The organism is uncultured Streptococcus sp. (genome assembly GCF_963521255.1).
Classification (GTDB): domain Bacteria; phylum Bacillota; class Bacilli; order Lactobacillales; family Streptococcaceae; genus Streptococcus.
On record NZ_CAUQTU010000004.1, the window covers coordinates 31395 to 53847 of the forward strand.

Here is a 22453-nt window from a genome sequence, read left to right on the forward strand (position 1 = left end):
TTTTCTGTTTGGTTTAGTATGACCGATTTCCCTTTAATTTCCATATTTTTTATAGAAATCAACTTTTACTTGGATGAAGGTTTTGGCTTCACGTAGGAGTTGGAGGAGCGTGGCGCGGGTTTCAAATTCTTCTCTTGTCTTGGGCAGACTGCGGTTGCGGAAGACTTCTAGATAGCGTTCAATTTCATCTAGTAAATCAGAAGCAGGATTGGTCTGGCTCAGTTGGCCTGCAATTTTTGAAAAGAGTTGTGCCAAAATCAGGCTCTCGCTGGCAGCTAGGTGACAGGTATTGATTTGCTGGGCCATATTTCGCAGGATACGGCTTTGTCGCTGTCTCATCTCAAAGTAGTGGATATGGTAGTCGGTCTGGTGAAAGAGGTGGTCAGAGTGATCTAAGTAGACCAGTCTGAGGGCTTCTTCCAAAAGGGTGTCTAATTCCTCTACTAGCTGTGCTCGATTGCGTCCATCCCCTCTGGATAAAAAATATTTGAAGCGCTGGAGAATATCTTTTAACTTTTCTTCAACCATCGTGTAGTAGAGCTGAATTTTCTTCTCTCGTGAAGGCATATAGAGATTGACCAGTAGGGCAAATCCTGTACCGATAGCAAAGAGAAGAAATTCATTGACTAGAAGGTCTAGAGAGGTTGACTCTTGTACCAAGAGATGGCTAACCAAAACGCTACTTGGTGTGATACCAATTTCCCAGCCCATCTTGTAGGCTAGAGGAACGTATAGGGCAAGATAGAGGCCGAGGCTCCAGATATGAAATCCGCTCAAGTGAAAAGCAAAAACACCGATAGCCAGAGCGAGGAGCATAGAAAAAAGACGGTTGCGGGCCAGTTTTAAAGTACTTCTACGTGTATCAGAGAGGCTCAAGAGGGCGATGATTCCAGCTGAAACTGCTGAGGAGAGATTGAGAAAATAAGCAAGAAGGTAGGCAAGACAGGTAGCTAAGATGAGCTTGGTCGTACGTTGGCTAATAGACATAAGAAATTCCTAGTAAGTTAGAATAAAAGCGGAAAAGACAAGACCTGAGCAGGCTTGTCTTTATGAGTTATTTTTTACGGGCTGCTGCGTATTCGGCAACGGCGGTAAAGAGGACGTCTGTAGACGAGTTGAGGGCTGTTTCACACGAGTCTTGGATGACACCAATCACAAATCCAACACCGACAACTTGCATGGCAATATCGTTAGAAATACCGAAAAGGCTACAAGCAACTGGGATAAGCAGGAGGGAACCTCCCGCAATACCAGAAGCACCACAGGCTGAGATAGCTGCTACCACACTGAGGACAAAGGCTGTCGCAAAGTCAACAGGAATTCCAAGAGTATTTACTGCAGCAAGGGTCAAAACGTTAATAGTAATCGCTGCCCCGGCCATGTTGATAGTAGAACCAAGTGGGATAGAAACAGAATAGGTATCTGGATCCAGTCCGAGGTCGTGACAAAGTTTCATGTTGACAGGGATGTTAGCCGCAGAACTACGAGTGAAGAAGGCTGTCACACCGCTGACACGCAAACATTTCCAAACGAGGGGATAAGGATTTCTCTTCATAAAGAGGAAGGCAATTAGTGGATTGACAACTAGAGCGACAAAGAACATGGTTGTAACTAATAGTCCTAGTAAAATACCGTAGTTTGCGAGACTGCCGATTCCCTTATCAGAAATAGTTTTAAAGACAAGGCCTAGGATTCCAAATGGTGCTAGGTTGATAATCCATTCGACAATCTTAGAAGTCACATCAGCAATAGTATTCAACAATTCTTTACTATTTTTGCTGGCTTCTCTCATAGCAATCCCAAAAACAACTGCCCAAGATAAGATACCAATGTAGTTGGCTGTGACAAGGGCATTGACAGGATTGTCTACGAGTTTAAGCAAGAGATTGCTAAGAACCTGACCTATACCATCAGGAGGCGTAACCTCGGTATTAGCACTATTTAAGGTAATTTCAACAGGAACGATGAAACTAGCAAAGACAGCCACAAGTGCTGCTGCAAAGGTTCCCACTAGGTAAAGGAAGATAACGGTTTTCATATTGCTATCCTGTCCCTTTTGGTGTTTGGAAAGGGCATTGGCAACGAGGGCAAAGACCAAAATAGGTGCGATGGCTTTGAGACCACCAACAAAGAGATCTCCGAGTAGGCCAATTCCAGAAACAGAAGGAAGTGTCAGTCCTAGGGTTCCTCCAATAAGCATACCAATCAAAATCCGTTTGATGAGGCTTGCCTTATTCCAAGCATGAATGAGTTTTTTCATAATAACCTCCTTAGTTGTGTAATGTTTATGATTATAGTATAAATATGAACTAAAATCAAGAATTTTCTGTCTATTTTTGCTATTATTTTTGAATATTTATGGAGATTCATCACTTGTGAAAGTATGGTATAATAAATGAAAGGAGTTTTATATGCAAGAATTTATTCAAACCTATCTCAATAAGCTTGATATTACAGCGATTATCGAGAATATCTTGACCAAGGTACTTTCTCTTTTATTCTTATTTTTGCTCTTTTATACAGCTAAAAAACTGCTTCATACCATGGTGCAGAGAATTGTCAAACCTTCTCTAAAAATGTCTCGTCATGATGTCGGGCGTCAGAAAACCATCTCACGTCTGTTAGAAAATGTGTTTAATTATACCCTTTATTTCTTTTTACTTTACTGCATTTTGTCGATTTTAGGTTTGCCAGTTTCGAGTTTGCTAGCAGGGGCTGGGATTGCTGGGGTGGCTATTGGGATGGGAGCCCAAGGTTTTCTTTCTGATGTCATCAATGGCTTTTTCATCCTCTTTGAACATCAACTGGATGTGGGAGATGAGGTCGTTTTGACAAATGGTCCTATTACTGTATCGGGCAAGGTCGTCAGCGTCGGCATTCGAACAACTCAACTCCGAGGAGAAGACCAGGTTCTACACTTCGTTCCCAATCGGAATATCACTGTCGTCAGCAATTTCTCTCGGACAGACCAGGCCTGAAATTTTAGCAGATTTATGGTACAATAAAAAGAGTTTGGTAAAGGAGAGAAGATGTTTTTAGAAAAACAGTTGGGCAATGGTTGTACCTGGATTAACCTAGATTTGGACAAGTTGAAGAAACTAGAGGATCTTTCTGAAATCTACGGTTTGGACAAGGAAACCATTGAATACGCACTGGATAGAAATGAGCGTGCCCACATGGATTATCACCGTGAAAATGGGACTGTGACCTTTATCTACAATGTCTTGAACTTGAAAAAGGATAAGGCATACTATGAAACCTTTCCTATGACCTTTATCGTGGAACATCGTCGCCTGATTACCATTAGTAATACCAAGAACGCCTATGTCATTGAACAGATGACCCGTTATCTGGAGAGTCATGACACGCTTTCGATTTACAAGTTTCTCTTTGCCAGTCTGGAAATCATCAGCAATGCCTATTATCCTGTCATCGAGCAGATGGATAAGAGTAAGGACGAGGTCAATGGCCTCTTGCGCCAGCGGACGACCAAGAAAAATCTCTTTGCCCTTTCCGACTTGGAGACTGGTATGGTTTACCTCACTGCGGCTGCCAAGCAAAATCGCATGTTGCTGGAACATATTCAAGGGCATGCACTTTATCGCAGTTTTAACGAGATTGAGAGAGAACAATTTGATGACGCCATGATTGAGGCTCATCAGCTGGTATCCATGACAGACTTGATTTCTCAAGTTCTCCAACAACTATCAGCATCTTACAACAATATCCTAAACAATAATCTGAATGATAATTTGACAACCTTGACCATCATTTCAGTCTTGCTAGCTGTTTTGGCAGTAGTGACAGGCTTTTTCGGAATGAATGTTCCCCTACCTTTAACAGATGAGCCCCATGCTTGGCTCTACATTAGTTTGGCCAGTGCTGGTTTGTGGATTGTCCTGTCGTTGTTGCTAAGGAAAATTGCGAAAAAAAGTTAAGAAAAGGAGCCAGAATGGCGATTGAAAACTATATGCCAGATTTTGCTGTGGAAGCAGTTTATGATCTGACAGTCCCAAGTCTGCAGGCGCAGGGAATCAAGGCTGTTTTGGTCGATTTGGACAATACCCTCATTGCTTGGAACAACCCTGATGGGACACCAGAGATGAAGCAATGGCTACATGATCTTCGGGACGCGGGCATTCGCATTATTGTAGTCTCAAATAATACCAAAAAACGCGTACAACGAGCAGTTGAGAAATTTGGAATTGATTACGTTTATTGGGCCTTGAAGCCTTTCACATTTGGGATTGACCGCGCCATGAAGGAATTTCACTATGAGAAAAGCGAAGTGGTCATGGTTGGCGACCAGCTCATGACCGATATTCGAGCAGCCCACCGTGCTGGCATTCGCTCTATCTTAGTCAAACCCTTGGTTCAACATGACTCGATCAAAACGCAGATTAACCGAGCTCGTGAGCGTCGTGTCATGCGAAAAATCACTGAAAAGTACGGACCGATTACATATAAAAAAGGAATTTAACTATGGAAGAAATTCTCTGTATTGGTTGTGGAGCAACCATTCAGACGACAGACAAGGCTGGTCTTGGTTTTACTCCCCAGTCGGCACTTGAAAAAGGTTTGGAGACTGGCGAAGTCTATTGTCAACGCTGTTTCCGTCTCCGCCACTATAATGAAATCACGGATGTCCAGTTGACGGACGATGATTTCCTCAAGCTTTTGCACGAGGTGGGAGACAGTGATGCCTTAGTGGTCAATGTCATTGATATCTTTGATTTTAATAGCTCTGTTATCCCAGGCTTGCCACGTTTTGTATCGGGTAATGATGTCCTTTTGGTGGGAAATAAAAAAGATATCCTGCCTAAGTCAGTTAAGCCGAGCAAGATTAGCCAGTGGCTCATGGAACGTGCCCATGAAGAAGGCCTTCGTCCAGTCGATGTCGTCCTAACTTCGGCACAAAACAAACATGCCATTAAGGAAGTCATTGATAAGATTGAACACTACCGTAAGGGCCGTGATGTCTATGTGGTCGGTGTAACCAACGTTGGAAAATCAACCCTTATAAATGCTATTATCCAAGAAATCACGGGTGACCAGAATGTCATTACGACTTCGCGCTTCCCAGGGACAACCTTGGACAAGATTGAGATTCCGCTTGATGACGGATCTTATATCTACGATACGCCGGGGATCATCCACCGCCACCAGATGGCTCACTACTTGACGGCCAAAAACCTCAAGTATGTCAGTCCTAAAAAGGAAATCAAGCCAAAAACCTATCAGCTCAATCCTGAACAAACACTGTTTCTAGGGGGTCTCGGACGATTTGACTTCATTGCAGGTGAGAAGCAAGGTTTCACTGCCTTCTTTGACAATGAATTGAAACTCCATCGTACCAAGCTTGAAGGCGCTAGTGCTTTCTACGACAAGCACCTTGGAAGCCTTCTGACACCACCAAATAGCAAGGAAAAAGAAGATTTTCCTAAACTGGTTGAGCATGTATTTAACATCAAGGATAAGACAGACCTAGTTATCTCAGGCTTAGGCTGGATTCGCGTAACAGGCACAGCCAAAGTCGCCGTCTGGGCACCAGAAGGAGTCGCAGTCGTCACACGAAAAGCAATTATTTAAACACAGAAAGGAAAGGGTTGTCTTTATTAAGGCGAGCGTTGCGAGCCCGTAGAGAATACTTTTCGCCGTGGTGTTAGTTGGTACAAGTGATTGTACCAACTGCGGAAAATTTGAGACCTTAGGCTCAAATTTTAGTCATGAAAGTCCAAAGGACTTTGCTGACGTCCGTCACCACTTCAGAAAAGTATAAAAAGAAACTCTTTTAAAGAAATTATGTCATTAACATCAAAACAACGTGCCTTCCTCAACAGCCAGGCACACACCCTCAAACCCATCATCCAAATCGGAAAAAATGGACTAAACGACCAAATCAAAACCAGCGTCCGTCAGGCACTTGACGCCCGTGAATTGATCAAGGTTACTCTTTTGCAAAACACCGATGAAAATATCCACGAAGTAGCTGAAATCTTGGAAGAAGAAATCGGTGTGGATACAGTCCAAAAAATCGGACGCATCTTAATCTTGTTTAAACAATCCAGCAAGAAAGAAAATCGCAAGATTTCTAAGAAAGTCAAAGAGATCTAAGACTGAAACTCCAAATAACTGTTTTTACAGAGAAATAAAGGAGACTAGCCTATGGCAATCGAACTATTGACTCCCTTTACCAAGGTAGAGTTGGAGCCAGAAATCAAGGAGAAAAAACGCAAACAAGTAGGGATTTTAGGGGGGAATTTTAATCCTGTTCACAATGCCCATCTCATTGTTGCGGATCAAGTGCGCCAGCAGTTGGGACTGGACCAAGTTCTACTCATGCCTGAATACCAACCTCCTCATGTAGATAAAAAGGAAACCATCCCTGAACACCATCGCCTCAAGATGCTTGAGTTGGCAATTGATGGAGTCGAAGGTTTGGCCATTGAAACCATCGAGTTGGAACGCAAGGGCATTTCTTATACCTACGATACCATGAAGCTTTTAACAGAGAAGAATCCAGATACGGATTATTACTTTATCATCGGTGCGGATATGGTGGACTATCTGCCTAAATGGTACCGAATTGATGAGCTGGTCGATCTGGTTCAGTTTGTGGGGGTTCAACGCCCACGCTACAAGGCAGGGACTTCCTATCCCGTTATCTGGGTGGATGTGCCTTTAATGGACATCTCATCCAGCATGGTGCGTGACTTCATTGCCCAAGGTCGGAAACCCAACTTTCTCCTACCTCAGCCTGTGCTAGATTACATCGAGAAGGAGGGGCTCTACTGATGGCCTATCAAGACTATATCAACTGCTCCCGTGAGGCTTTGTTGGAAAAAATGGCAGAGTTGCTACCTGAAAAGCGCTTAACCCATTGCTTGGGAGTAGAGCGTGCAGCCATAGAATTGGCTCAGCGATTTGGTGTGGATGTTGAGAAGGCAGGTCTAGCAGGCCTTCTTCATGACTATGCTAAAAAGCTGTCAGATCAGGAATTTCTAGACTTGATTGACCGATATCGACTAGATCCTGACCTCAAAAACTGGGGCAATAATGTCTGGCATGGCATGGTCGGAATTTACAAGCTTCAGGAAGATTTGGATTTACAAGATTCTGAAATCCTGCGTGCTATTGAAATCCATACAGTCGGGGCTGATCAGATGACAGACCTAGATAAAGTCATCTACGTCGCAGACTATATCGAGCACAATCGTGTCTTTCCAGGAGTGGATGTAGCACGTGAGATTGCTGAGCTATCGCTCAATAAGGCAGTAGCCTACGAAACAGCTCGTACCGTGGAACATCTGGCTCATCAGGGATTCCCCATCTATCCCCAAACCCTTGAAACCTATAACGCCTTTGTGCACTATTTGAAAGAGGACTAAATGAAGACGGCTTTTATCATTATTGATGTACAAAATATTTTAGTGGAAACAGGTTTTAAGACAGAGAGACTATTGGAAATAATTTCTTATTTACAAAACCAGGCTAGAAGTAAGAATATCGAAATTATCTATGTTCAACATATTGAGAATCCTGAAGCCCAAACATCAGAAGATTGGCAGTTATCTGCGCTTTTAAATCGAAAACCTGATGAAAAGGTCTTTCAGAAGAAGTATAATAGTATTTTCAAAGAAACTGGCTTAAAAGAATACTTGGATAAACAGGGGATTGAAAAATTAGTTTTATGTGGCATGCAGACAGAATATTGTGTGGATACCTCTGTCAAGGTTGCCTTTGAATATGGCTATAAGCTGATTATTCCAGAAGGTGCTGTCACAACCTTTGATGGGGATGATATTCCAGCAGAAACGATAAATGAATTTTATGAGGACATTTGGGAGGATCGCTTTGCAGATGTCCTAGATTATAAAAATATTTTTTAAAAGAGGACTAAATGAACGAAAAAGAATTACTAGAACTAGTCGTGAAAGTGGCTGATGAGAAACGTGCGGAGGATATCCTCGCACTTGACGTACAAGAATTGACTAGCGTGACTGACTACTTTGTTATCACTAGCTCTATGAATAGCCGTCAGTTGGACGCTATCGCTGATAATATTCGTGAAAAAGTAGCGGAAGCAGGCTTTAAAGGCAGTCATGTCGAAGGAGATGCAGCTGGAGGTTGGGTTTTGCTGGACCTCGGTGCTGTCGTTGTGCATATCTTCTCAGAAGAAATGCGTGCCCACTATAACCTAGAAAAACTATGGCATGAGGCGAATTCAGTAGATATTTCAGAAGCTCTTGCTTAGAAGATGAACTCAGTTGTAGTCAACTGGGTTTCTTTGCTTATTTTAGAAAAATTGATAGAAAGGTAAAGGGCGAGTGGTGTTTGCCATGGAGGCTCTTGGTATCATGATTATGGCAACTTATGAAACCTTTGCGGCTGTTTATGATGCTGTGATGGACGATAGTTTATACGACAAATGGACTGATTTTTCTCTGCGTCATTTGCCAAAAACTAAGGAGAGAAAGAAACTCTTGGAATTGGCTTGTGGGACAGGAATTCAATCTGTGCGCTTCTCTCAGGCTGGTTTTGATGTGACTGGACTTGATTTGAGTGGGGATATGTTGAAGATTGCTGAGAAGAGAGCTACTTCAGCCAAACAAAAGATTGATTTTATGGAAGGCAATATGCTGGATTTGTCCAAGGTGGGTCAATATGATTTCGTCACTTGTTATTCGGACTCTATCTGCTATATGCAGGATGAGGTGGAAGTAGGGGATGTTTTTAAGGAAGTGTATAATGCCCTTAATGAAGATGGAGTTTTCATCTTTGATGTGCATTCGACCTACCAGACAGACGAAGTTTTTCCAGGCTATTCTTATCATGAAAATGCAGAAGATTTTGCAATGCTCTGGGATACCTACGAGGATGCGGCGCCTCACTCCATCGTGCATGAGCTGACTTTCTTTGTCAAGGAAGCGGACGGCTCCTTTAGTCGTCACGATGAAGTGCATGAGGAGCGGACCTATGAGGTCTTGACCTATGATATTTTGCTGGAACAGGCTGGATTCAAGTCCTTCAAACTCTATGCAGACTTTGAGGACAAGGAGCCGACAGAGACAAGTACCCGTTGGTTTTTTGTCGCGCAGAAGTAGGAGATTATCATGACTATCACAGGTATTATCGCGGAGTTTAATCCTTTTCATAATGGGCATAAATACCTGCTGGAACAGGCAGAGGGGCTGAAAATCGTAGCCATGTCTGGAAATTTCATGCAACGTGGAGAGCCTGCTATTGTGGATAAGTGGGCACGGGCCCAGATGGCACTGGAAAATGGCGCAGACTTGGTAGTGGAATTGCCCTTTTTAGTCAGTGTTCAGGCGGCAGATTTCTTTGGCCAAGGAGCTGTGGATATCTTGGCTCGGCTGGGTATTGATAACTTAGCCTTTGGTACGGAGGAAGTTCTAGATTACCAGAAAATCGCTGACTTATACACAGAACAAGGTGCTGAGATGGAGAAATTTGTGGAAAATCTGCCTGATTCCCTTTCCTATCCCCAGAAAACCCAAGCCATGTGGAAGGAATTTGCTGGTCTTGATTTTTCTGGCAATACGCCCAATCATGTTCTTGCTCTTGCTTATGCCAAGGCAGTTGCAGGACGAAATATCAAGATGCATCCGATTCAGCGTCAGGGGGCTGGTTACCATTCTGTGGATAAAGATGTGGACTTTGCCTCGGCGACAGCCCTGCGTCAGCACCAGAAGGACCAAGATTTCTTAGAACGCTTTATGCCTTCTGTTACCCTTTTTGAGCAGGCCAGTAAGGTGAACTGGGAAGACTATTTTCCCTTGCTCCGCTATCAAATATTGTCCAATCCAGACCTAACCACTATCTATCAGGTCAATCAAGAAATGGCAGTGCGCATTAAAGAGGCTATTAAAACAGTCCAGTCTGTTGACGAATTGGTCGATGCGGTTACCACCAAACGCTACACCAAGGCGCGTGTCAGACGCCTCTTGACCTATATCTTGGTGCAGGCTAGAGAAAATGACTTGCCAGAAGCCATTCATGTCCTTGGATTTACTGAAAAAGGCAGACAACATCTCAAGTCTTTGAAAGGTCAGGTCAGTCTAGTCAGCCGAATTGGCAAAGAACCTTGGGATGTCATGACTCAAAAGGCAGACCAGATTTACCAACTAGGAAATCCAAGTATAGCAGAACAGAATTTTGGAAGAGTACCGATTAGAATAGAAACAAACTAAGTCTACTGAAAGGTGGACTTTTTGAGATTTTTTACTAATAAATAGATAGAAAAGAAAATCTTGTACAAGTTCCTGACAATTTCTTTCTTTTTGTGTATAATAGTGGAAAAGAGGTAAAACGAGGTATGGTTATGGAAGCAGTTCTTTACTCAACGTTCCGAAATCATTTAAAAGACTACATGAAGAAGGTAAACGATGAATTTGAGCCTTTGACGGTAGTTAATAAAAATCCAGATGAGGACATTGTAGTTCTTTCAAAGAGTGAGTGGGATAGTATTCAAGAAACTCTGAGAATCGCTCAAAATAAGGAACTATCTGAAAAGGTCTTGCGAGGAATGGCTCAAGTCCGTGCTGGAAGCACTCAAGTCCATGTTATTGAGGAGTGAGGAATGCTACTCAAGTTTACAGAAGATGCCTGGGCAGATTATTGCTACTGGCAAACTCAGGACAAGAAAATGTTAAAAAGAATCAATAAACTAATCAAGGATATTCAACGTGATCCCTTTACAGGAATAGGTAAGCCAGAACCACTCAAGTATGACTACCAAGGAGTCTGGTCACGGCGTATTGATGCAGAAAATCGCTTGATTTATATGATGGATGGAGATAGCGTGGCTTTTTTGTCCTTTAAAGATCATTACTAAGTTTACTGCGAAGTAGGCTTTTTCTTGAATCTCTACTAAAACTACGATTTCTAAGAAATAGAGATTGTACTAATAAATTATAGTTGATTAAACACCACATTCCTCAAAACATATTCTATTTTAGGTTTGTGAAAATCACTTTTTTATGGTAGAATGTAAAAGAATGTATGTCATTCATAATAAAAATTAAATGAGGTAAAAACATGGAAATCATGTCGCTTGCGATTGCTGTTTTTGCCGTCATCATTGGTTTAGTCATTGGATATGTCAGCATCTCAGCTAAGATGAAATCATCTCAGGAAGCTGCAGATTTGATGCTTTTAAATGCTGAACAAGAAGCAACTAATTTACGTGGACAAGCTGAGCGTGAAGCAGATTTACTTGTTAATGAAGCTAAACGTGAAAGCAAGTCTCTTAAAAAAGAAGCACTATTGGAGGCCAAAGAAGAAGCCAGAAAATACCGTGAAGAAGTGGACGCTGAATTCAAATCAGAACGTCAAGAACTCAAACAAATCGAAAGTCGTTTGACAGAGAGAGCTACTAGCCTCGACCGTAAGGACGACAATTTGACGAGTAAAGAACAAACACTTGAACAAAAAGAACAAAGTATTTCTGATAGAGCGAAAAACCTTGATGCGCGTGAAGAGCAATTAGAGGAAGTCGAAAGACAAAAAGAAGCAGAGTTAGAGCGTATTGGTGCTCTGTCTCAGGCAGAAGCACGAGATATTATCTTGGCACAGACAGAGGAAAACTTGACCAAGGAGATTGCTAGCCGTATTCGCGAAGCTGAGCAAGAGGTCAAGGAACGTTCTGACAAAATGGCCAAGGACATCCTGGTTCAAGCTATGCAACGTATCGCTGGTGAATATGTAGCAGAGTCAACAAACTCAACAGTTCATCTGCCAGATGATACTATGAAGGGACGCATTATTGGTCGTGAAGGTCGTAACATTCGTACCTTTGAAAGTTTGACAGGGGTCGATGTGATTATCGACGATACACCAGAAGTGGTGACCTTGTCAGGTTTTGACCCGATTCGTCGCGAGATTGCCCGTATGACTATGGAAATGTTGCTCAAAGATGGTCGTATCCACCCAGCTCGTATCGAAGAGTTGGTTGAGAAAAACCGTCAAGAGATTGACAATAAGATCCGTGAATACGGTGAGGCCGCAGCCTATGAGATTGGTGCGCCAAACCTTCATCCAGACTTGATGAAGATTATGGGACGTTTGCAGTTCCGTACCTCTTATGGACAAAATGTTTTGCGCCATTCGATTGAAGTTGCTAAGTTAGCTGGTATTATGGCGAGCGAACTTGGTGAAAATGCGGCTCTTGCCCGTCGTGCTGGATTCCTTCACGATATCGGGAAAGTTATTGACCGCGAGGTTGAAGGTAGCCACGTTGAAATTGGTATGGAATTGGCTCGTAAGTATAAGGAACACCCAGTTGTGGTCAATACCATCGCTAGCCACCACGGCGATGTCGAAGCAGAAAGTGTCATTGCAGTGATCGTTGCTGCGGCAGATGCCTTGAGCGCAGCCCGTCCAGGTGCTCGTAGTGAGTCTCTTGAAAGCTACATCAAACGTCTTCATGATTTGGAAGAAATTGCTAACGGCTTTGAAGGAGTACAAACTAGCTTTGCCCTTCAAGCAGGACGTGAAATTCGTATCATGGTCAATCCAGGACAAATCAAGGACGACAAAGTCACAATCTTGGCTCACAAAGTTCGTGAGAAAATTGAAAACAATCTCGATTATCCAGGAAATATCAAGGTAACCGTGATTCGTGAACTGCGTGCAGTAGATTATGCTAAATAAATAAGAAAGAGCAGTTGAAAAATTACTGCTTTTTTGTTACACTAGATAGAAAGACTGTAAAGGATAATCTGGCTTTTGCCATTATTCTAGAGAAATGTTATTTCACAGACTGACTAAAGGAGACACAATGGCAGACCGAGGCTTACTAATCGTTTTTTCTGGTCCTTCAGGGGTTGGAAAAGGAACGGTTAGAAGAGAGATTTTTGAGAGTTCTGAAAACCAATTTCAATACTCTGTATCGATGACGACACGCGCACAACGTCCTGGAGAAGTGGACGGTGTTGACTATTTCTTCCGTACTCGCGAAGAGTTTGAAGAGCTGATTCGTCAAGGACAGATGTTGGAATACGCAGAATATGTCGGCAACTACTATGGAACACCTCTGACCTATGTCAATGAAACCTTGGACAAGGGAATCGATGTTTTCCTTGAAATTGAAGTTCAAGGCGCTCTTCAGGTCAAGAAAAAGGTTCCAGATGCTGTCTTTATCTTCCTGACACCACCAGATTTGGATGAATTGCAAGACCGTTTGGTAGGTCGTGGAACAGACAGCGCAGAAGTGATTGCCCAACGAATCGAAAAGGCCAAGGAAGAAATTGCCCTTATGCGTGAGTATGATTATGCGATTGTCAACGATCAGGTGCCCCTAGCTGCTGAGCGTGTCAAACGTGTTATCGAAGCAGAGCACTTCCGTGTGGATCGTGTCATTGGTCACTATCAGGAGATGTTACCAAAATCTCCAACTACCCGATAAAATTTAGAAAATAGGTACAAGCAAATGATGTTAAAACCCTCTATTGATACCTTGCTTGACAAGGTTCCATCAAAATATTCACTCGTAATCTTGGAAGCAAAACGTGCCCACGAATTGGAAGCAGGTGCGCCAGCAACTCAAGGTTTCAAGTCTGAAAAATCAACTCTTCGCGCTTTAGAAGAAATCGAATCAGGAAACGTTACAATTCACCCAGATCCAGAAGGTAAACGTGAAGCAGTGCGTCGCCGTATCGAAGAAGAAAAACGCCGCAAAGAAGAAGAAGAAAAGAAAATCAAAGAGCAAATTGCTAAAGAAAAAGAAGATGGTGAAAAAATTTAAGGTTGGGGGGACTCAATCTTATTTTTTCTATTGAAAGAATGTACTGACAAGGAGGAGGTGAGAAGATGGCCAGAGCCAAGATTATTGTAGATGTGCCCTTGATGCAGACGGACCAGCCCTATAGTTACAGGATTCCTGAGGAATTTGAGGGAATGATGGAAGTTGGGATGCGGGTACATGTGCCCTTTGGTAAGGGTAATCGCCTGATTCAAGGGATTGTTCTTGGTTTGGATTCTCAATCAGATGAAGAAGAGATTGAGCAAGATTTAAAAGATATTGCCGAGGTACTGGATTTTTCTCCTGTTCTCACGCAAGAACAACTCTGGCTAGCTGAAGAGCTCCGCAAGTCCGTCTTTTCTTATAAAATCTCTATCCTTAAGGCTATGTTGCCGGGATTTCTAAACTCCAGCTATGACAAGATTCTCTATCCTTTGGAAGGTTTGAGTCAGGAAGACCGAGAGCGCTTGTTTGGTTCAGAAGATTCACTTGCCTTTTCTTCTCTAGATTTAGGCAAGCAAGCTGAAATGATGCGTTTGACTAGAAAAGGCCTGCTTGGTCTAGAATATCAGGCGATTGATCAAAAGAAGGTCAAAACCCAGTCTTGGTATGAGGTTGACCTTGCTCAATTAGAAGGAGTAGAGATTTCTACACGTGCCAAGAAAAAGTTGGAATTGAGAGATTACTTGCTGTCTCATCCTGAGAGTGATTCCTTGGCTAGTTTGTTAGAGTCCTACTCGCGAGAGCAGGTCAACTTCTTTGTGGAACAAGGTGCTGTGACCATAGTCCAAAAGGAAGTTCAACGCTCGGCTGCTTATTTTGAAGGGATTGAAGCAAGTCAGCCTTTGGAGTTGAATCCAGAGCAAAGACAGGCGCGTGATGCAGTTGTCAATGCTATTGGCAGTCATCAGCCCCCCTTCCTCCTTCAAGGGATTACAGGAAGTGGGAAGACGGAGGTTTACTTGCAGATTATCCAAGGAGCCTTGGACAAGGGTAAAACGGCTATTTTGCTAGTACCTGAGATTTCCCTGACGCCGCAAATGACGGAGCGTTTTATAGCACGTTTTGGAGATAAGGTGGCCATTCTTCACTCAGGCCTTTCCAATGGTGAAAAGTATGATGAATGGCGCAAGGTGGAGCGTGGAGACGCTCAAGTTGTGGTTGGAGCCAGATCAGCCATCTTTGCTCCGCTGAAAAATCTGGGGGTCATGATTATCGATGAGGAGCATGAAGCGACTTATAAGCAGGACAGTAATCCCCGTTACCATGCCAGAGAGGTGGCTATTTTACGGGCCCAATACAATCAAGCGGCATTGGTTCTTGGTTCCGCGACACCGAGCTTAGAAAGCCGTGCTCGGGCTGGTAAAGGCGTCTATCAACATTTACGTCTGACCCAACGAGCTAATCCTTTAGCTAGGATCCCTGAGGTTCAAGTGATTGACTTTCGGGACTATATCGGACAAAATGAGACGTCAAACTTTACTCCCCCTTTGCTAGAAGCCATTCAGGACCGTCTGGCTAAAAAAGAGCAGGTGGTTCTCATGCTGAATCGTCGTGGCTATTCTAGCTTTGTTATGTGTCGAGAGTGTGGGACCGTGGATACTTGTCCCAACTGTGACATTTCTCTCACCCTGCACATGGATACTAAGACCATGAACTGCCATTATTGTGGTTTTTCGAAGGACATTCCTCAGGCCTGTCCTAACTGTAAGAGTCGAAGTATTCGTTACTATGGGACAGGAACTCAGAAGGCTTATGACGAGCTAGCAGAACTTTTTCCGCAGGCCCGCATTTTGCGGATGGATGTGGACACGACGCGTAAGAAAGGTAGTCACCAAGCTCTGCTTGACCAGTTTGGACGAGGAGAAGCAGATATTTTACTAGGTACTCAGATGATTGCAAAGGGTTTGGATTTTCCCAATGTGACCCTAGTCGGAGTCCTCAATGCGGATACGGCCTTGAATCTACCAGATTTCCGTTCTTCTGAGAGAACCTTCCAACTTTTGACTCAGGTGGCAGGTCGGGCAGGTCGTGCTGAAAAAGCTGGTCAGGTTTTGATTCAGTCTTACAATCCTCAGCATTATGCTATTCGATTTGCCAAGGATCAGGATTACGAAGGCTTTTATACCTATGAAATGGGAATCAGACGACAACTTGGCTATCCACCTTACTATTTCACGATTGGCATTACCCTTTCTCATAAGAAAGAAGAAGAGGTGGTCAAACGTGCCTATGAAGTCATGAACATTTTGCGGTCAGGCTTGTCAGAGACCAGTAACATTCTTGGGCCAACGCCCAAACCTATTGCTCGTACCCACAACCTCTATCATTACCAGATTTTAATTAAATACCGTTTAGAAGATGAGCTGGGGCTGACTCTAAATCAGGTTCTGGCCTTGACTCAAGAACGGGAAAATAGTGAGCTCCGTCTCAGCATTGACCATGAGCCACAGCAATTTTTATAAGAAGGAGAAGATATGACAAAATTAATCTTTATGGGGACACCCGACTTTTCAGCAACAGTCTTAAAAGGGCTTTTGACAGATGACCGTTACGAAATTCTAGCCGTTGTGACCCAGCCAGACCGTGCTGTCGGACGTAAAAAAGTGATCCAGGAAACCCCAGTCAAGCAGGCTGCCAAGGAAGCAGGACTACCTATCTACCAACCTGAAAAACTATCTGGAAGTCCAGAGATGGAAACTATTATGCAGCTAGGAGCAGATGGAATTGTGACTGCTGCTTTTGGGCAGTTTCTCCCAAGTAAGCTCCTTGATAGTATGGACTTTGCGGTCAATGTTCACGCTTCTCTTCTTCCTAAACATCGTGGTGGAGCGCCAATCCATTATGCCTTGATTCAAGGGGATGAAGAAGCTGGTGTAACCATTATGGAAATGGTTAAGGAAATGGATGCAGGGGATATGATTTCTCGTCGTAGTATTCCGATCACAGATGAGGACAATGTTGGCACCTTGTTTGAGAAATTGGCGCTAGTTGGTCGTGATTTGCTTTTGGACACTTTGCCTGCCTATATTGCTGGCGATATCAAACCTGAACCGCAGGATCCAAGTCAGGTTACTTTCTCGCCAAACATCAAGCCAGAGGAAGAAAAACTAGATTGGACTAAGACCAATCGTCAACTTTTTAACCAGATCCGTGGCATGAACCCCTGGCCTGTTGCCCATACTTTCCTTAAGGGCGACCGCTTTAAGATTTATGAAGCCCTACCAGTAGAAGGTCAAGGCAACCCAGGAGAGATTCTCTCTATCGGCAAGAAAGAATTGATTGTCGCAACGGCTGAAGGGGCTTTATCCCTCAAACAAGTGCAGCCAGCTGGTAAACCTAAGATGGACATTGCTTCCTTCCTCAACGGAGTTGGACGGACATTGACTGTAGGAGAACGATTTGGTGACTAAAGTAGAAACGGCTAGAAGTCTAACCCTAGCAGTATTAGAGGATGTTTTTATCAATCAAGCATACTCAAATATCGCCTTAAATAAGCATCTCAAGGGAAGTCAACTTTCAGCAGCAGACAAGGGTTTGGTGACCGAGCTGGTCTACGGAACAGTAGCCCGTAAACTGACTCTGGAATGGTACCTATCCCACTTTATCGAAGACAGAGACCAGTTAAACAGTTGGCTTTATGTTCTTCTTCTCATGAGTGCCTACCAACTCCGCTATTTGAACAAGATTCCAGACCATGCTGTGGTCAATGAAGCAGTAGAATTGGCCAAAGTCCGTAAAAAAGGCAGTGAAAAATTGGTCAACGCCGTCCTTCGTCGTATCTTGCGTGAAGGCTGGCCAGATATCACCAGCATCAAACGAAAAAATAAGCGTGACTCCATTGCATATTCCCTTCCGGTTTGGCTAGTTGCAAAGCTCAAGGAAGAATACGGTGAAGAGCGAGCACAAGCCATCTTTGAAAGTCTCTTAGTGCGAAACAAAGCCAGTATTCGTGTGACTGACTTAAGCCGAAAAGAGGAAATCCAAGCCTTGTTGGAGGCCAGTGATTCGTCCTTGTCTCCTTCTGGTCTGGTTAAGGAGCAGGGGCATTTTGCAGGTCATGATTTGTTTGTGGAGGGAGCCATTACCATTCAAGACGAGTCTAGTCAGCTGGTTGCTCCGACGCTTGATTTACAAGGTGATGAGCAAGTTCTAGATGCCTGTGCGGCTCCGGGTGGGAAAACAGCTCATATAGCTTCTTATCTCACGACAGGTCAGGTTACTGCTCTGGACTTGTACGATCACAAGTTGGACTTAATCCAAGAAAATGCTCAACGTCTGGGAGTTGCAGATCGGGTTCAAAGGCAAAAATTGGATGCCAGAAAGGTGCATGAGTTTTTTGGGCAGAATTCATTTGATAAGATTTTGGTGGATGCTCCCTGTTCAGGAATCGGTCTTTTGCGTCGAAAACCAGATATCAAATACAATAAAGAAACGGCAGATTTCGCGTCCTTACAGGAAATTCAGCTCGAAATATTAGGTAGTGTTTGTCAAACACTAGGCAAAGGTGGTATAATAACTTATAGTACCTGTACTATTGTCTCAGAGGAGAATTTTCAAGTCGTTGAGGCGTTTTTAGAAAGTCATCCTGAGTTCGAGCAGGTAAAACTAGAACATGAATGTAAGGATATCATGAAAGACGGCTGTATCCTCATTACACCTGAATTGTATGGAAGTGATGGATTCTTCATCAGTCAATTTCGCAAGATATCGGATTAGGAAGGAACTGACACATGGAAATTTCATTATTAACAGATGTTGGTCAGAAACGAACAAATAACCAAGACTATGTCAACCACTATGTCAATAGAGCTGGACGTACTATGATTATTTTAGCTGATGGGATGGGAGGTCATCGCGCAGGGAATATCGCTAGTGAAATGGCGGTAACAGACCTAGGTATAGCTTGGGTTGACACCCAGATCGATACAGTCAATGAAGTGCGTGAATGGTTCGCCAATTACCTAGAAATTGAAAATCAAAAGATTCATCAACTTGGGCAAGATGATGCCTATAAAGGAATGGGAACAACTCTAGAAGCTGTTGCTATTATTGGCAATCAGGCTATCTATGCTCATATTGGAGATTCTCGTATCGGTTTGATTCGTGGAGAAGAATACCACCAGTTAACGAGCGACCATTCCTTGGTCAATGAATTGCTCAAGGCAGGTCAATTGACACCAGAAGAAGCAGCAAGCCATCCACAGAAAAATATTATTACTCAGTCTATCGGTCAAAAAGATGAAGTTCAACCTGATTTTGGAATGATTACTCTTGAGCTAGGTGACTATCTCTTGCTCAATAGTGATGGTTTGACCAACATGATTTCAGGCAGTGAGATTTGTGATATTGTAACCAGTGATATTCCTTTGGCAGATAAAACAGCGACGCTTGTGCGTTTTGCAAACAATGCAGGTGGGTTAGACAACATCACAGTTGCCCTTATTGCTGTTAATGAGGAGGCGACAGAATGATCCAAATCGGCAAGATTTTTGCCGGACGCTATCGGATTGTGAAACAGATTGGTCGAGGAGGCATGGCAGATGTCTATTTGGCCAAGGATTTAATTCTAGACGGAGAAGAAGTGGCAGTGAAGGTTCTGAGGACTAACTACCAGACGGATCCGATAGCTGTAGCTCGTTTTCAGCGTGAAGCGAGAGCTATGGCAGATCTAGACCATCCTCATATCGTTCGGATAACAGATATTGGTGAGGAAGACGGTCAACAGTATCTTGCAATGGAGTATGTTGCTGGGCTAGACCTCAAACGCTATATCAAGGAACACTATCCTCTCTCTAATGAAGAAGCCGTCCGCATTATGGGACAAATCCTCCTAGCCATGCGTTTGGCCCATACCAGAGGGATTGTTCATAGGGACTTGAAACCTCAAAACATCCTCTTGACCCCAGATGGAACTGCCAAAGTAACAGACTTTGGGATTGCAGTAGCCTTTGCTGAGACGAGTCTAACTCAGACTAACTCGATGCTGGGTTCAGTTCATTACTTGTCACCTGAGCAGGCGCGTGGTTCTAAAGCGACTGTGCAGAGTGATATCTATGCCATGGGGATTATTTTCTATGAGATGCTGACAGGCCATATCCCTTATGACGGGGATAGCGCGGTGACCATCGCCCTCCAGCACTTCCAGAAACCACTGCCATCGGTTATAGCTGAAAATCCATCTGTGCCTCAGGCTTTAGAAAATGTTGTTATCAAGGCAACTGCCAAGAAATTGACAGATCGTTATCAGTCAGTTGCAGAGATGTATGTGGACTTGTCTAGTAGCTTGTCTTACAATCGTCGTAATGAGCCTAAACTGGTATTTAATGATACTACTAAGGCGGACACCAAGACTCTACCAAAAGTATCCCAGAGTACCTTGACCTCAATTCCTAAGGTGCAAACACAAAGTCCGAAGCCACAGACTGCTAAGGCGAGTCAGCAGGTTTCAGAAGACAATTACGTAACCAAGCCTGTTAAGAAACGGAAATTTAGAGTTCGTTATATGATTTTGTTGGCCAGCATTGTATTGGTGGCAGCTTCTCTTATTTGGATCTTATCCAGAACTCCTGCAACCATTGCCATTCCAGATGTGGCAGGTCAGACAGTGGCGGAAGCCAAGGAAACGCTCAAGAAAGCCAATTTTGAGATTGGCGAGGAGAAGACAGAGGCTAGTGAAAAGGTGGAAGAGGGGCGGATTATCCGTACAGATCCTGGCGCTGGAACTGGTCGAAAAGAAGGAACGAAAATCAATTTGGTTGTCTCATCAGGCAAGCAATCTTTCCAATTGAGCAATTATATCGGCCGTAAATCAACAGATGTTATCGCAGAACTCAAGCAGAAGAAGGTTCCTGAAAATCTCATCAAGATCGAGGAAGAAGAATCAAGCGAGAGCGAAGCAGGAACTGTTCTCAGACAGAGCCCAGCTGCTGGAACAACCTATGATTTGAGCAAGGCATCAACGATTACCTTAACCGTTGCTAAGAAAGTAACCAGCGTTGCCATGCCAAGTTATACGGGATCTAGTCTTGAATTTACTAAAAACAATCTCGTTCAAATTGTCGGTATTAAAGAAGCCAATATTGAAGTTGTAGAAGTGTCGACAGCTCCCGCTGGAACTGCTGAAGGTACAGTCGTTGAACAGAGTCCAAAAGCAGGTGAAAAGGTTGATTTGACTAAGACGCGTGTCAAGATTTCAATTTACAAGCCAAAAACACCGCCGTCAACGTCATCATCAGCACCAGTCCAACGTGGAAACCAAGGTTCTACTACAACACCAAGTCAGGGGAACCAACAAGGAAATCAACGAGGGAATGCACCTACTACTCAGTCAAGTAGTGAAGGCAACCACGAAAATTCACGTGATTAAACGAATCTTTGTCATGATTTCATGGCAAAGATTTTTTTTGACTCCAGATTTGTGATAGAATAGAGGGAGTTGATAAAAGGAGGCAAGCATGGAAGAATCAAGAGAATTAAATGCCGTCATTGATGTGATTATGCTAGCAGGAACCATTCTTCTCAAAAGTGGTTCAGAGATTCATCGTGTAGAAGATACTATGATTCGTATTGCGCATTCGCAGGGGATTGTGGATTGCAATGTTCTTGCCATGCCTGCTGCTATCTTTTTCTCGATTGAAAATACCAATATTTCGCGAATGAAGCGTGTAACCTCCTCTTCTTATAATATTGAAAAAGTCTGCGATGTCAACCAGATTTCTCGTCAGCTGGTTGGGGGGCAGATTGATTTAGAGACAGCTTTCAAGCAATTGACGGCCTTGCAAGCCCAACCCCTTCCCTATACCAAGTTGCAGGTGACTCTGGCTGCGACCTTTAGTGCCCCTTTCTTTTCAGTTATGTTTAGTGGAAACATCTACGACGCACTTGGGGCAGGAGTAGCGACCTTATTTGGTTTTGCCTTTTCCCTCTATGTGGAAAAATTTATACGAATTCCTTTTGTGACAGCCTTTGCTGGAGCCTTTGTCTTTGGACTGATAGCCCAGTTTTGGGCTCGTTACACAGGCTTTCCTTCAACGGCAGACTTGATTATAGCAGGAGCAGTCATGCCTTTTGTACCAGGTATTGCCTTGACCAATGCGGTTCGTGATATTATGACTAATCACATAAACTCTGGTATGAGTAAGATGTTTGAATCCCTGCTCATTACCCTTGCTTTAGGGGCGGGAACTTCTGTCGCCTTGGTATTGATGAACTAATATGACACTAACAACCTTTTTATTACAAGCAGTAGCAAGCCTTCTTGCCATTATCACTTTTTTAATCGTACTCAATGTGCAACGGTCCATGCTTTTACCTGGAGGGATTTTGGGCATGGCTGTCTGGCTAATCTATCTCTGCCTTAAAGAGCCGACTAATATCATTGTAGCTACCTTCATTGCGGCTATTATCGGTTCTTGTATCAGCCAGATTTTAAGTATTCTTTACAAGACACCAGCTGTGGTCTTTATCTTGGCAATTTTGGCACCTTTGGTTCCAGGTTATCTTTCTTATCGGACAACGGCCTTTTTTGTGACAGGGGATTATAGTCATGCCATTGCCAGTGCTACCTTGGTTGTCATGTTGGCTCTGGTAATTTCTATTGGAATGGCTAGCGGAACCGTGATTCTCAAACTTTATTCCTACTTACGAAAGCCGCAAAATAGTTAGACTCATAAGGGACTTGCTTTGGTG

25 protein-coding genes are annotated in these 22453 nt (G+C 43.4%); 23 read left to right on the plus strand and 2 right to left on the minus strand.

The features are described from left to right. Positions 1-33 precede the first annotated feature (33 nt). Both RWP09_RS04130 and sstT read right to left on the minus strand, forming a co-directional pair. Complete coding sequence (locus RWP09_RS04130; RefSeq protein ID WP_314434335.1) at positions 34-987, minus strand: aromatic acid exporter family protein; 954 nt, start codon at positions 985-987, stop codon at positions 34-36. Between the two features lie 67 nt (positions 988-1054). After that, the gene (gene sstT, locus RWP09_RS04135) at positions 1055-2260 is read right to left on the minus strand and encodes a serine/threonine transporter SstT (protein ID WP_314434337.1); all 1206 of its coding nucleotides are present in this window, start codon (positions 2258-2260) and stop codon (positions 1055-1057) included. Positions 2261-2411: 151 nt separating this feature from the next. Between sstT and RWP09_RS04140 the strand changes: the two genes are divergently transcribed. The 23 genes from RWP09_RS04140 (at position 2412) to RWP09_RS04250 (ending at position 22429) form a co-directional block, all read left to right on the plus strand. Further along, positions 2412-2978: a mechanosensitive ion channel domain-containing protein gene (locus RWP09_RS04140; protein ID WP_314434339.1), complete on the plus strand. Its 567-nt coding sequence runs from the start codon at positions 2412-2414 to the stop codon at positions 2976-2978. A 51-nt stretch (positions 2979-3029) separates the two neighbouring features. Further along, the gene (locus tag RWP09_RS04145) at positions 3030-3938 is read left to right on the plus strand and encodes a magnesium transporter CorA family protein (protein ID WP_314434341.1); all 909 of its coding nucleotides are present in this window, start codon (positions 3030-3032) and stop codon (positions 3936-3938) included. 14 nt (positions 3939-3952) lie between these two features. Continuing rightward, entirely contained in the window at positions 3953-4480 is a 528-nt protein-coding gene (locus RWP09_RS04150) for a YqeG family HAD IIIA-type phosphatase (RefSeq protein ID WP_000963748.1), read from the plus strand. Positions 4481-4482: 2 nt separating this feature from the next. Continuing rightward, on the plus strand, positions 4483-5589 hold the full coding sequence (gene yqeH, locus RWP09_RS04155; RefSeq protein WP_314434343.1) for a ribosome biogenesis GTPase YqeH: 1107 nt from the start codon (positions 4483-4485) through the stop codon (positions 5587-5589). Between the two features lie 213 nt (positions 5590-5802). After that, the gene (yhbY, locus tag RWP09_RS04160; protein ID WP_000060169.1) at positions 5803-6114 is read left to right on the plus strand and encodes a ribosome assembly RNA-binding protein YhbY; all 312 of its coding nucleotides are present in this window, start codon (positions 5803-5805) and stop codon (positions 6112-6114) included. Positions 6115-6165: 51 nt separating this feature from the next. Next, on the plus strand, positions 6166-6795 hold the full coding sequence (locus RWP09_RS04165) for a nicotinate-nucleotide adenylyltransferase (RefSeq protein WP_314434345.1): 630 nt from the start codon (positions 6166-6168) through the stop codon (positions 6793-6795). Beyond that, a complete protein-coding gene (gene yqeK / locus RWP09_RS04170; RefSeq protein ID WP_314434346.1) occupies positions 6795-7388 on the plus strand; it encodes a bis(5'-nucleosyl)-tetraphosphatase (symmetrical) YqeK in 594 nt (197 codons plus the stop codon). The genes RWP09_RS04165 and yqeK overlap by 1 nt, the downstream gene beginning before the upstream one ends. Continuing rightward, the gene (locus RWP09_RS04175; protein WP_314434348.1) at positions 7389-7889 is read left to right on the plus strand and encodes a cysteine hydrolase family protein; all 501 of its coding nucleotides are present in this window, start codon (positions 7389-7391) and stop codon (positions 7887-7889) included. It begins immediately after the preceding gene. Between the two features lie 11 nt (positions 7890-7900). Further along, positions 7901-8254 (plus strand): ribosome silencing factor, encoded by a 354-nt coding sequence (gene rsfS / locus RWP09_RS04180; RefSeq protein ID WP_314434350.1) that lies wholly within the window; start codon positions 7901-7903, stop codon positions 8252-8254. Positions 8255-8363: 109 nt separating this feature from the next. Beyond that, positions 8364-9104: a class I SAM-dependent methyltransferase gene (locus RWP09_RS04185; protein WP_314434542.1), complete on the plus strand. Its 741-nt coding sequence runs from the start codon at positions 8364-8366 to the stop codon at positions 9102-9104. 9 nt (positions 9105-9113) lie between these two features. Next, the gene (locus RWP09_RS04190; RefSeq protein WP_314434352.1) at positions 9114-10211 is read left to right on the plus strand and encodes a nucleotidyltransferase; all 1098 of its coding nucleotides are present in this window, start codon (positions 9114-9116) and stop codon (positions 10209-10211) included. A 131-nt stretch (positions 10212-10342) separates the two neighbouring features. Then, positions 10343-10597, plus strand: a complete 255-nt coding sequence (locus RWP09_RS04195) for a type II toxin-antitoxin system Phd/YefM family antitoxin (protein WP_202612938.1) — start codon at positions 10343-10345, stop codon at positions 10595-10597. A 3-nt stretch (positions 10598-10600) separates the two neighbouring features. Next, positions 10601-10855, plus strand: coding sequence for a Txe/YoeB family addiction module toxin (locus RWP09_RS04200; protein ID WP_314434355.1), 255 nt, complete (start codon positions 10601-10603; stop codon positions 10853-10855). A gap of 203 nt (positions 10856-11058) precedes the next feature. Next, positions 11059-12672, plus strand: a complete 1614-nt coding sequence (locus tag RWP09_RS04205) for a ribonuclease Y (RefSeq protein WP_314434356.1) — start codon at positions 11059-11061, stop codon at positions 12670-12672. 127 nt (positions 12673-12799) lie between these two features. Next, positions 12800-13426: a guanylate kinase gene (gene gmk / locus RWP09_RS04210; protein WP_000775041.1), complete on the plus strand. Its 627-nt coding sequence runs from the start codon at positions 12800-12802 to the stop codon at positions 13424-13426. Positions 13427-13450: 24 nt separating this feature from the next. Next, a complete protein-coding gene (gene rpoZ, locus RWP09_RS04215; protein ID WP_000979235.1) occupies positions 13451-13765 on the plus strand; it encodes a DNA-directed RNA polymerase subunit omega in 315 nt (104 codons plus the stop codon). Positions 13766-13830: 65 nt separating this feature from the next. Further along, positions 13831-16227 carry a primosomal protein N' gene (locus RWP09_RS04220; protein ID WP_314434358.1) on the plus strand — a complete coding sequence of 799 codons (2397 nt, stop codon included), beginning with the start codon at positions 13831-13833 and terminating at the stop codon, positions 16225-16227. Between the two features lie 12 nt (positions 16228-16239). Further along, on the plus strand, positions 16240-17175 hold the full coding sequence (gene fmt, locus RWP09_RS04225; RefSeq protein WP_314434360.1) for a methionyl-tRNA formyltransferase: 936 nt from the start codon (positions 16240-16242) through the stop codon (positions 17173-17175). Next, the gene (gene rsmB, locus RWP09_RS04230) at positions 17168-18481 is read left to right on the plus strand and encodes a 16S rRNA (cytosine(967)-C(5))-methyltransferase RsmB (RefSeq protein ID WP_314434362.1); all 1314 of its coding nucleotides are present in this window, start codon (positions 17168-17170) and stop codon (positions 18479-18481) included. The genes fmt and rsmB overlap by 8 nt, the downstream gene beginning before the upstream one ends. 14 nt (positions 18482-18495) lie before the next feature. Beyond that, positions 18496-19236 (plus strand): Stp1/IreP family PP2C-type Ser/Thr phosphatase, encoded by a 741-nt coding sequence (locus tag RWP09_RS04235; protein ID WP_314434364.1) that lies wholly within the window; start codon positions 18496-18498, stop codon positions 19234-19236. After that, on the plus strand, positions 19233-21131 hold the full coding sequence (gene pknB, locus RWP09_RS04240) for a Stk1 family PASTA domain-containing Ser/Thr kinase (protein ID WP_314434366.1): 1899 nt from the start codon (positions 19233-19235) through the stop codon (positions 21129-21131). The genes RWP09_RS04235 and pknB overlap by 4 nt, the downstream gene beginning before the upstream one ends. An 88-nt stretch (positions 21132-21219) precedes the next feature. After that, on the plus strand, positions 21220-21978 hold the full coding sequence (locus RWP09_RS04245) for a threonine/serine exporter family protein (RefSeq protein WP_314434368.1): 759 nt from the start codon (positions 21220-21222) through the stop codon (positions 21976-21978). Position 21979: 1 nt separating this feature from the next. Beyond that, positions 21980-22429, plus strand: a complete 450-nt coding sequence (locus RWP09_RS04250) for a threonine/serine exporter family protein (protein WP_314434370.1) — start codon at positions 21980-21982, stop codon at positions 22427-22429. Positions 22430-22453 lie beyond the last annotated feature (24 nt).